The 11,556-nt window shown below is 60.6% G+C and carries 7 protein-coding genes; 4 read left to right on the top strand and 3 right to left on the bottom strand.

Annotated features, from left to right (window positions below; all coding sequences use genetic code 11):
• Nucleotides 1–16: 16 nt before the first annotated feature.
• On the bottom strand, nt 17–1,219 hold the full coding sequence (locus NKI05_RS26915) for a cytochrome P450 (protein WP_352793567.1): 1,203 nt from the start codon (nt 1,217–1,219) through the stop codon (nt 17–19).
• Nucleotides 1,220–1,427: 208 nt separating this feature from the next.
• On the opposite strand from NKI05_RS26915, the gene NKI05_RS26910 reads away from it, so the two are divergent.
• The 4 genes from NKI05_RS26910 to NKI05_RS26895 all read left to right on the top strand — a co-directional run bounded on the left by NKI05_RS26910 (nt 1,428) and on the right by NKI05_RS26895 (nt 6,180).
• Nucleotides 1,428–1,676, top strand: coding sequence for a hypothetical protein (locus tag NKI05_RS26910; protein ID WP_352793565.1), 249 nt, complete (start codon nt 1,428–1,430; stop codon nt 1,674–1,676).
• 1,189 nt (nt 1,677–2,865) lie between these two features.
• Nucleotides 2,866–3,399, top strand: coding sequence for a peroxiredoxin (locus NKI05_RS26905; protein ID WP_352793563.1), 534 nt, complete (start codon nt 2,866–2,868; stop codon nt 3,397–3,399).
• 69 nt (nt 3,400–3,468) lie between these two features.
• The gene (rpoN, locus tag NKI05_RS26900) at nt 3,469–4,905 is read left to right on the top strand and encodes an RNA polymerase factor sigma-54 (protein WP_352675866.1); all 1,437 of its coding nucleotides are present in this window, start codon (nt 3,469–3,471) and stop codon (nt 4,903–4,905) included.
• A gap of 57 nt (nt 4,906–4,962) precedes the next feature.
• Nucleotides 4,963–6,180 carry an MFS transporter gene (locus tag NKI05_RS26895; RefSeq protein WP_352793560.1) on the top strand — a complete coding sequence of 406 codons (1,218 nt, stop codon included), beginning with the start codon at nt 4,963–4,965 and terminating at the stop codon, nt 6,178–6,180.
• A gap of 632 nt (nt 6,181–6,812) precedes the next feature.
• Here NKI05_RS26895 and NKI05_RS26890 read toward each other — a convergent pair.
• Nucleotides 6,813–10,283 (bottom strand): ATP-binding protein, encoded by a 3,471-nt coding sequence (locus NKI05_RS26890; protein ID WP_352793558.1) that lies wholly within the window; start codon nt 10,281–10,283, stop codon nt 6,813–6,815.
• The gene (locus NKI05_RS26885; RefSeq protein ID WP_352793556.1) at nt 10,280–11,539 is read right to left on the bottom strand and encodes a metallophosphoesterase family protein; all 1,260 of its coding nucleotides are present in this window, start codon (nt 11,537–11,539) and stop codon (nt 10,280–10,282) included. Before NKI05_RS26885 ends, NKI05_RS26890 begins: the two co-directional genes overlap by 4 nt.
• Nucleotides 11,540–11,556 lie beyond the last annotated feature (17 nt).

Here is an 11,556-nt window from a genome sequence, read left to right as displayed (position 1 = left end):
TCGTGGCGTCCGCCCATCACCAGAGCACCGGGAACTCCTCGAACCCGCCAGTGATGATCTCCTTGCGCAACTCCAGTTCTTCGGGCGCCACCGCCAGGCGCAGCGCGGGAAAGCGCATGAAGATCGAACCGAACACCGCTTTGAGTTCCAGCCTGGCTAGCGCCAAGCCGATGCAGCTGTGCGGCCCGTAGGAGAACGCCAGGTGCGGGTTTTCGTCACGTCCGATGTCGAAGATTTCCGGGTCGTCGAAATGGCGCGGATCGAACGACGTCGCCGGCAGGCCGACCAGCACCTTGCTCTCTGCGGGAACATGCACGCCCGCGATGGTCACGTCGGTCCTCGGATAGCGCATGATGCCGTCCCAGCCGGCGCCAGGCGGGTACATGCGCAGGATTTCCTCCACCGCCTTGTCCACCAGGGATGGATCGCCCACCAGGCGTTCGCGCTGTTGCGGATGGCGGAACATGGCCAGCAGGCCAAATTCGATCTGTGCCACGGTGCTCTCGTGCCCCGCTACCAGCATGCCTGCCGCCAGGCCGATCGCCTCTTCCTCGGTCGCCTTGCCCTGGTCGACCGCCGCGAGCAGATCCGTCAGCACGTTGTCGCCCGGATCCTGGCGCTTGTCCCGCATCTTGCCGCGAATGTAGGCGCGGAGTTCTTCCCAGGCCAAGCGCGACGCGCTTCGCGGGCCGCTTTCATGCTGGTGCGTCATCACCTCGTCGGACAGCCCTGCAAAAAAGGCGTGATCCTCGTAGAGCACGCCCATCAGCGCGCCAATGACCATCGCAGGAAGCGGAAAGGAGAGGTGGCGCCGCAGATCGGCGGGCTGGGGCTGGGCCGCCAGCGTCTCGAACAACTGCGCGGCGATCGCCTCCACCTGCTGCGCGAGCTGCTTCAACCTGCCGTTGCTGAAGGCCGGCGCCACGATCGTGCGTAGCCGCGTATGCTCGCCCCCCTCGTGCGAGACCAGCCATCCTGGCGAACCGAGAATCACCGAATCCGGGGTGAATGCCGCCGGCGGCATTCCCGCGGGCCGGAACGCCGCGTCGGTCAACACCGCCTTGGCCTCGTCATAGCCTGTGACCCACCAGCCTTCGTGCCCGGACGGGAAGCGCACGTGGTGGATCGGACCATTGGTGCGTAGCGCCAACATCTCGGGCGATGGCTCAATGTGATCGAGGCGCCACATCGGCAGCGTCGGCAAAGGTTGTTCGGACATGGTGGCACTTCACTCAATAGCGAGGGCGGAAGGTGACCGGCGGGCGCTGCGGCAGCGAAGACCTAAGACGGCATATAGATGACGTCCTCCGAAGGCAGACCGATTATCAAGAACGGCTAACGCGTAACTGTCTAGGCACATCGCGCGGCGAGATGCGGAACGTTATCTTGCACCTTCGAGGTCAGGACAAAGTCGGCGCGGTGGGCGTTTGAGCCGCCGCCGGCCAAGCTTTCCCTGCGCAAGGGTCGACAAGGGCGGCGAGCTGTTGGGTAAGGGCGGTTTCGCCGAGCACACCATGCCCATAGACGCTATCCGACGCGGATTTGACATTTTGCTTTTCTTTCTTCGTTCCATTCGTGCCATCCACGAAATGAAAGTCGGTCGGCGGCTCCCGGCCCGCAACGAAGAGGCTTCAAAACTCGTGCCAATTTGGCCGACCGAAGAAAAAAATCTGTGATGCTTTTAGGGGCTTAGCCTGAGGCCAGAGAAGAGCTAGGCGAAATAGGCCGGTGTCGCGGGCCAACAAAGGCGACGGAACAGTGTCGGACAGAACGCCTCGGCGACCTTTAGGTCGGGCTTGCGACATTCTGGTCCAGTTTCGAACATAAGAGGCGGCGAACAGACACGATTGGGGAATTCGATCCTCACGGGGCCAAGGCGCTTGCCCAAGAGCGCCCGCTCATGGTCGCTGCGACAGGCGCATGTTCGCGATAGCCGTGCCGGCGCACCAATGAACGCTAGCGCCACACGTTACGCAATGACTGGAGTGCCCTCCAGGCTCAGGTAATGCATCGGCTCGGCTTCCGGTTCGTCTTTGCCCAGCCGGGGCTGAAGCGCCGAATATCCGCACCATACAGCATCGTTGTTGCCTGTGTGACGAGGCGGTTATAGCGCGCGCCCGATCTTCTAAGACACGGCCTCCGAGAAGGAGGGGCGGTCCAACAGCCCCTCTATTCCAAATGGCACGCCGCTTGCTGCTCCTGGTTAGAGCACCATCAAATCACGATGAAAGCGACTTGCACCATGCCCGACACGCGAAGCTCCAGACCGTGGCCTGAGGAGACGGTGCCCCTTGCAGCTGAACATCGGGGCATCGTCTCCTCCGGAAGTCCGTTCTGGATGGCCGCTTTGCGCATGGCTGGTCCGATGCCGGCACGCCAACACGGGCAGCGCGCGCAAATGCGGTTTGCCGGTCCTGTTCAGCATGTGAGTGCCGAAAAGCCTTGTCAAAGGGTCACCCAAGCCAAGGCCGGCGGGTCACTGCCACATATCCACAACACGCTGAACCAGTCCAGTGACTCGGAGTCCTGTGACGCGGGTGTGTTGCATGAAGACATTTCAGGCCCCCATATGCTTGCGATATTGGCTCCTTCCGGCCGCTATCCTTTTTCGAAACGCACGATCGCTAGTAACCGATCCCGCTTCCGGCGCCATAGCCGTGGAAAGCACCGGCTCGACGGTGTCCAGATCGCTCAGATCGATTGCGTTCGGGTGGCCAAGACACCGCCAAGACGTTCCCATGGTCGGGAGGGAAAAGGAGGTTGCGAGCCGCGAGGCCCTCATTCCGTGCCGGGCATACGAGCCTTTGCCCGGTATTGCGCCAGCCTCTGCCAGAATTCAGCGCAGTCTTCTTTAGGAGCAACTTGATGACAGTTCGAAAGAAAGTTCCCTTCGTCACCTTTCTCACGCGTGTTCACGATAAGTCGGTCGAGGGGCCAAATCCATATCGCTGGGAAGAAAAGACATCTGACGACTACTTTGCCGGCAAGCGCGTCATCCTGTTCTCGCTGCCTGGCGCCTTCACGCCGACCTGCTCGACCTACCAATTGCCCAAGTTCGAAGAGCTCTATGATGAGTTTGAGAAGGAGGGAATTGACGCGATTTACTGCCTCTCAGTCAACGACGCCTTCGTCATGAATGCGTGGGGGAAGTCCTTGGGCCTGAAGCAGGTCGAGCTCATCCCCGATGGCTCAGGCGAGTTCACACGCAAGATGGGCATGCTGGTTGCCAAGGACAATCTCGGATTCGGGATGCGCTCATGGCGTTACGCCGCCCTGATCAACAATGGCGTGGTGGAGCACTGGTTCGAGGAGGAAGGTTTCTCCGACAACTGCGAGGCCGACCCGTATGGCGTCTCATCCCCGCAAAACGTCCTTGAAACGCTGAAAGCCGCCGCATGACCTAGAAAACGTCTCACTGGCGCCATTGCAGGCCCCAAGAGGCTCCTCGACAGGATTATCGCACTCACCATGCAATCTTCAGCAAGCCTGTTTCAGCGCCAGAAGCAATCTATCGTCGCATCGCCTCAACTCATTGAGTCGATTCGCTTGCTGCAACTGGCGCATACCGAACTGCATCAGTTCGTGGAGCGGGAAATCGAGAAGAACCCGCTCTTGGAATCTGCGTCAAACGATGGCGGGCCTTTTGACGATGCTTCGATTTCGGGAGCGGATCAGCCTCTCGGCCCTGGTGCAAACGCCGTTGAAGGACTGACCGGGGCAGGGTCGCCTGAACGGCTCGGGCAATGGAAATCACTTCGCAACACGACCAACAACCCGCCGGGCAATGGCCCTTCCCTCGACGAGTTTGCCACCCTCGCCGAAACATTGCACGACCATGTCGCTCGTCAGATCGCCCTCACTGCGTTCACACCACAGGAGCGGCTGATCGCTGGCCAGCTTGCCGCCGATCTGGAAGACACTGGCTATCTTCGGGCAAACCTTTTGGAGCTGGCCGAGAGCCTAAATGTCCATGAGGCTGTTGTGGAACGGGTTCTCGGAACCTTGCAACAATTTGATCCACCGGGAGTTTTTGCGCGAAGTCTCAGAGAATGCCTCGAGATTCAGTTGCGCCAGCGAAACCGGCTCGACCCGGCAATGGCAGCTTTGGTTGCTCATCTTGAAATGCTTGCGCGACGCGATTTTGAGGCGCTGAAGCAGCATTGCGGCGTCGATGAAGAAGACCTTCTCGACATGATGCATGAGGTTCGTGCGCTCGATCCAAAGCCTGGGAACAGATTCGAATCCGGTGCCTCTGAATCAATCATACCCGACGTCTGGGTCACACCCTCGCCGCAAGGCGGGTGGCAGATCGAACTTGATCCCGCCACGCTGCCGAAGCTGCTGATCAACCAAACCTACTATGCCGAAGTCACGCGTCAGACTGCCCAAAATTCGAAAGATCAAGCATTTCTCGAAGAATGCTTGCAAAACGCGAACTGGCTAATCCGCAGCCTCGATCAGCGCGCCAAGACAATTGTTAAGGTTGCGGCTGAAATCGTGCGTCAGCAGGATGCCTTTTTGGAACATGGCGTCGCCCACCTGCGGCCTCTCAATCTTAGAACCGTCGCTGAAGCGATCGGCGTGCACGAGTCGACGGTAAGCCGGGTGACCTCGAACAAGTACATGCTTACCCCGCGCGGAGTTTTTGAACTGAAGTATTTTTTCACCGTCGCGATCGCGTCCTGCCAAGGCGGCGATGCGCACTCCGCCGAAGCTGTCCGGCATCGGATCAAAGCGATCATTGCCGCAGAATCTCCCGGCGACGTGCTTTCCGACGAGGACATCGCTGTCCGGCTGAAGGAAACCGGCATCGATGTTGCGCGCCGCACCGTCACAAAGTATCGCGAAGCAATGAACATCCCCTCCTCCGTACAACGCCGCCGGGAAATGCGCTTGTGTTTTTAGATTTGGGTCAAGGCAGCCAACATCACGTTGCATTGCATCAAAGTGGAGACTTCGTTCATGACCCGATCCGCAGCAGGCGTTATGAACGCTGTTCTGCACGACCCAGAAAAGCCAGTCCCACCGTCTGGCCCGGCATGGGGTGCCGTCATTTCGCTTTCCTTGGGCACCTTCGGGCTGGTCACGGCAGAGTTTCTGCCTGTCAGCCTGCTCACGCCCCTCGCGCATGATCTCGGTATCAGCGAGGGAGCGGCTGGACAGGCGATGACGGCGACAGCTATCGTCGGGGCGATCTCGGCGCCGACGGTGGCCATCATCACAAAGCGCCTGGACCGCAGGACCGTCATGTGGACCATGACGGTCCTGCTGATCTTGTCGGACGTTCTGGCGGCCGGCGCGTGGTCGCTGGCGGTTCTCCTGACTGCACGCATCGTGCTCGGCATAGCGCTCGGAGGCTTCTGGTCGATGTCGGCAGCACTGGCGATGCGGCTCGTTCCAAGCCACCTCCTGCCTCGCGCTATGTCGACCATCCTCACCGGCGTTTCCGTAGCTACCGTCTGCGCAGCTCCAATCGGCGCTTATGTCGGCGATATCTGGGGATGGCGAAGCGCCTTCATGCTCGCCGCAGCCGGCGGCGTCGCTACACTGCTCGTGCAGCTCATAACCATTCCGAGACTGCCTCCGATTGGAGTGACTAGCGTCCGCAGCCTGCTGGATGTGGCAAAGATTCCGATGGTCAAGGTTGCGCTTTTTGTCATCCTGCTGGTCGCTTCCGGCCACTTCGCCGGAATCACCTATATCCGCGCCTTCCTCGAAAAGATTCCCGCGCTTGACGTCGAGACGATCTCGCTTGTGTTGCTTGCTTTTGGCATCGGCGGATTCTTCGGCAATTTGGCCGGCGGGCTTCTGGCCGAGTACAGTCTCAAGGCAGTCGCGGCCCTTGCACCGCTGCTCATAGGGATAGCGGCTGTTTCGCTACTGACGGCGGGAGCATCGGCCTTCGCCTCGGGGATTGCGGTTGGCGCGTGGGGCTTTGCCTTCGGCGCGGTGCCGGTGGGATTACAGACGTGGATGGTGCGGCGGGCCGTTCCCGAGCAGGCCGAAAGCGCCGGTGTGCTGATGGTCGTAGCATTCCAAGTGGCAATCGCAGCCGGCGCGATTTTCGGCGGGCTGTTGGTGGAGAATGCGGGGATCGCCAGCGCCATTGCCTACAGTGCTGTTGCCACGTTCGTCGCTGCCCTCATAGTTTTCCTGCTCGGCCCGAAGCGCGGAACCTAGACCGCCTGACAGGAGAGTTCTCAGCAGCGCAGCGGGACGAGAGGTCCAATCGCATGCACGGCGCGGCGCGATCCTCCGCTTGCGGGCGATGCCCCGACGGGAGCGACTGGCTCGCCTTCGATAATGCCTTTACTCTCTTGACGAATGCTCTGGCGGATCGATCTGTCGTATCGTTCGCATACCATCAGCTTGCCTGGCCACTCCACCCTTTGACGCGGTGCCTATCCCTCCGGGGCAGCACGAATGCATTTTCGGCGAGCGTCCTAGCCCTGAACGACCTGATCTTATCCTTGTAGTGCTGGGCGGGTTACGCCCCTTGAACTGAACCCATATTGTGGGCGCACCTGCCGATCCAATTCGCCCTTAATCGTCTCGAAGCGACGTAAACGTACCCGTCGTTGGCTGCAACAAAGTTGCATTCTTCGGCGCAATAACCCTGCTTACTCGAAATGCCCCGCCACCGAGAGGCGGGCATCCGCGCTCCGCCCGGCGTAGTCGTTCATCCACGCAACATTGCAGAACAAAATAGGCATTTCTCAGCCTCTATGGGACGTCATGACGGATTCGATCGAAGGTTCCTATGTCAGACGAGTTGGTTAGTTGAACCGTTTTGACGCGAATTCTAATCGAGCCTAATCCAGCTGGTGAATGGTAGATTGTGGCACAACAGCCTTGGCGATTTCACATAGGTGCTTGTGGTGCGTGAGATAGATGACCTGACCTGTGTTCGCCATCTCCCCAAACAATCTAAAAACTTCCTCCGAGCGAATATGGTCAAAGGTTTCCATGATGTCGTCGGCGATGAAGGGAACCGAGGGCCGGAATTGGGCGAACTCGTAATAACCGGCGAGCCTCAGTGCTAGGTAGAGCTGAAAGCGCGCGCCCTTCGAAAGCGCTTCAGCGAGCTTGGATTGCCCGTCGCGCTGCACCGCGATGAGAACCTCCTCGCCTTTGACGGGCTGGGTTGTAAGGCCTGAATACTGCCCACGGGTCATTAGCTTGAATGCGTCTGATGCACGCGCCATCATCCCCGAACGGTGGTTCTCACGGTAGATCCGCAAAGCATTTCCAGCCGACATGATACCAAGCTTCAGCTCAATGTAGCGGGTGGCCTTCTCCTCGATTTCCAACAGGGTTGTGCGCCGTTCGGCATCCAGGCGGGCAACCGCGCTGTCACCGCCGATGGCGTCCAACTTGTCTGCCGCGCGGGTCTGTCGGATCAGCTGTTGCTGGATGATTTCATCGAACTGGCGAAGCCGCTGCTCGCCCTCAGCCTTCTCGACCGCGAGGCTGTCGAAATCGATCGCGTCCAGGATCGAGCGTGCCTGGTCGAATCCATCGACTGCGAGTTCCGCCACTATCCGCTCCTCAAGTTCGGCGACGGTAGTGCGCAAGCCATCGCGCTCACGCAGCAGCTCGTCGCGTTCGACTACCTCGGACAGAGTGGCGACGCCAAAGACGCCCAGCACTTCATTCTTGCGGCGTTCGTGTGCCGAAATCTCGGTGTCGAGGATTTCGCGCGCCTCCTTGAGGCGCTTCAGCTCGTTGCCGAGGCTTGCCTTCGTTTCACGTGTCCGCTCGGCACGCTCCAGGCGCTCGGCAAGGCGGGTAGCCAACTGCTCCGGCTCGCCATCCTTCGTCGGCTCGTCGGCTTCGACCGCAACGGCGATGACCTCGACCAGAAAATTGGCCCTATCGGCCTCCATCTTGTCGATACGCAGCTGCAGATCCTCCCGTTCCTGCAGGCTTCTTGACAGTTCGGCCAATTGATCGAGCACAGCGCCAACGCCTGACGCGGACAGACCGCTTTCGAGCCACGTTCCCTTGAGCGCTTCGGTAATGCCGGCCAGCCATTCCTCCTCGCGACGCTCCGCCACCCCTACCGCAACCCGTCGGGCAGCTAGATCCTCTTCTTTGGAACTCACCATCCTGAGCGCCTCGGCATACTCGGCGTCCACCTTGCGCTGCCGGTCCAGAAACAGCTCCGCGATGGCCATGATTGCTTCGAGGGTGTCGCCGGGCTCTGATACTATGCCGACACTTTCCAGCGCCGCTCTCATTTCCAAGTGTATCTGCTCGCCTGCGTCAGCGGCTCGCTCGGCTTTCAAGCGAGCAAGTTCGATCTGCTCCCAGGCAGCGAGCGCATCGCTGCGCCCCTCGATCTGATCCTCGATCCTTTCGATCAGGCGCTCAGACGAAGGTTCCAGGGCTTCTCCGAGGAGGTCGCTGGCGGCCACACGGATTTCCAACAATTGGGTATCCGCATCCTTGACGAGCTGTTGGCTTTGGATGCCGTTTCGTGACAGGTTGGCCGTGGCCTCGGCCAGGGCACGCGTCATTGCCCGGATCTCGGCCAGATCCGCCGCGCCGGCCAGCCGGCCTGCGCTGGCAACGTCATCGCGCGTCAGTGCCACGGCGAAATCGTCAGCGGTGTCACCAGTCAACACTGCGCGGTGCGTTGCCCACGCATCATCGCGGAGACGGCGGATGGCGGCAGCCGCTTCATCGTCGACAACGTCGACCGAGGCTCGAAGGGCATCCAATCGTGCGGCGAGCATTGCATGGTGGCCCTCGTATTCGGCGAGGCGTTCGGCAAGTACCGCGGTGTTCCTTGCCAGTACTGACGCTACTGTCTTCCAGGCGGCAATCTGCCCGGCGCTCGGAACCGCAACGTTGACGAGAGCGAGGGCATCTCCGTTCCATGGACGCAAGCGAGCCAGTGATGCCTTCCATCGGATTGTTCCCGCATCTCCCGCCTCGCGAGCCGTCTTGATCTCTGCCTTGTGTCCGCTTGCTCGCGCTTTCGACAAAGCCGAGCCCAGCCTTGCCCTGGCGGGTTCGGGCACCGCCCTTTCCTCGCCGACCCGCTGCCTTGCCACCTGCAACGCATCGAGTGCTGCCGCCGCCTCGTCGCGGGCGGCGCGCGCGCCCGTGGCAATACCGGACCTCTGCTCGACCATAGCGCGAACGACGCCAACTGTGACGGCAGGCAGAAGCAGTGCGGCAGGATCCGGCTCGGAAGACCGGCCCAAGGCGGCAAGGCAGCTTGCCACGGTGTTGTTGAGGATTTGCAGCCCCATCCTGCGAGTGGGCAAGTCAAAGCCAGCCGCGGTATGGCGCACCTTGCCCTCCGCCAGGCTGCGAATGCGTTCGGAAATCGACAGGATCCGTTCGTCCTCGTCGACCGCAGTGACTTTTGCCGACAGCCGCTCGACCTCATCGATGTTTGCGGACAGTCGCGTTCTGAGGCTGGCATCGTCATCGATCAGTTCGGTGACACTTCCCGTCCATGTCCGGGCTGGGGAGGTGATGTCCGGCAGCTGATCCAGCCGGGCAATCTTGCGGCGCATATCCGCCAGCATCGGCGCAGCACGTACGTAACGAGCAATGGTATCCAGCCTGGCCACCAGCACCGCCCGATCGCTGATGGTTCGGCCGTACTGCTGCGATGCATCGAGACGTTCGGCCTCCAGCCCCTCATAGGTCGATGCAAGTGTGTCGATCGCATCCCTGCGCGACTTCACGTCAACAAGGCGCTTCTTCAGCAGCGCCAGTTCGGTGCCATGCGCCTGCTTCCGATACAGCGCGTCTGCTTCGGCCTCGAGGGCGTTCAACGTATCGCTTGCGTTCCCAAGACCGGCGCTGGCCGTGAAGAGGAGCTTGCCGAGGTCGCCCCGCGACTCCAGGATCGATTTTCCGCCGGCTTCCAGCGTCTCGTCATCGAGTGAAAACATAGTCGTGTAAGCGTCACGCGACAGTCCGGCGAGATGCGCCGTGATCGCCACCTCGCTCATCGATTGGCCCGTCGCGTTCAATAGCGAATTAGTACGCTGTTTCGTACGCGTGAACGTGTGCTCGGAGCCGGCCAGTTCCAGAACCCCACCGATGCGCATTGCGCTGTACTCATGCAGGAAGTTGTAGCGGCTCCGTTCCTCGATGCCGAACAGCAAATCTAGATAGGCGGAAAGCGCTGTCGATTTGCCGGCCTCATTCAGGCCAAACACGATATGCAGATCAGGTCCGGATTCCGGTTTGGGTCCGAAGTCGATCGTACCATCGGTGAACTTTCCATAGCGAATGAGGTCAAGGCGCTGCAGCCTCATGACGCTCCACCGGACTTAAGGCGGGAAGTCACCAAGTCTGCGCCCTTGGAAAGCACCTGATCGAGGAACCGTTCCAGCCCGGCTTCGTCCTTCCCAGCAAAATCCCGTCCGTCGGCCGGAAGGTCGGCGACCATCCTTTGGACGAACGCCCTCGCCTCGGCGCGGAAGGCATCCGAGGTGGCATCGGCGCGCATGGATTGCTCGAGTTCGAAAATCGGATCAGCAATATCCTCGGCCGTCTCCGCCCGAGGTGGCGCGAGGTCAAGCTCGAGCTTCTCCACCCACGTTTGGCCTAGCTGTTCCGCAGCCTGTTCGGCTTCGGCAAGAAGGAGATCTCTGTCGCGGATCAGCGCCCATAACAATGGTGATGTTCCTGTTAGGCCAACGCGGGCCACAGCATGACGCGACCGGACGGCGGCCCGCATCTCTTCGAGTGCGTTTCGAACACGCGCGACGGCCTCGGACCACTCCACTGCTCCCGTAAGGTCGACGCTGACCCTTTCGAACTGCGCAACGCTGGTCAGCCTTTCCTCGATCTCCACCGAACGGTCGTCTCGCACCGTCACAAGGGTGACTGATTTCTCGCCGGCCTCGTTGATATCCCTCCCCTGCGGTATTCCCGGCATCACCACCGTGCTTGCGCCGGAATGGACTTGGCGAAGATGAATGTGGCCAAGCCCCCAATAGTCGAAACCGTGGGCGTGCAGGTCAGCGATGCTGCAGGGCGCGTAAACGTCGTGACCGGGCGATCCGGCCAGACTGGTATGCATGATGCCAATATTGACGGCTCCTTCGCGAGCAGCCGGATATTTGGGCAGCAGGCTGTCCGGCGCCTTAGGGTTCGCAAAGCTCAAACCATGGAAAACGACGTCCACACCGCCGGCTGTCTGCAATACCGACTGAGCACGACCGCCAAAAATGGTCACGGTGTCAGGAAACACCAGCTGTTTGGAAATCCGCGACAGGGCGTCATGATTGCCGCGGATCTTGAAAACCCTGATGCCGGCCTGGTGCAGGCGTGTCATCTGCGCTGCCAGGAACCGCGCCGTCTTCATCGAGGTTTGATCACCATCGTATAGGTCGCCGGCTATTACCAACGCATCCACGCGTTCCTCTAGGCAGAGATCCACTATCGAAACGAATGCCTGGCGGCTGGCGTCGCCCACGAGCCCGGCAAGATCGGGATTACGCATCGCGAGCGAACGCAGCGGCGAGTCGAGATGAATATCGGCCGTGTGTACGAATCGAAATGCCATTCGGCCTCCGCCAGCAA

Source organism: Mesorhizobium sp. M0771 (genome assembly GCF_040320155.1).
GTDB lineage: Bacteria > Pseudomonadota > Alphaproteobacteria > Rhizobiales > Rhizobiaceae > Mesorhizobium.
This window is presented reverse-complemented; position numbering and strand designations above follow the sequence as displayed.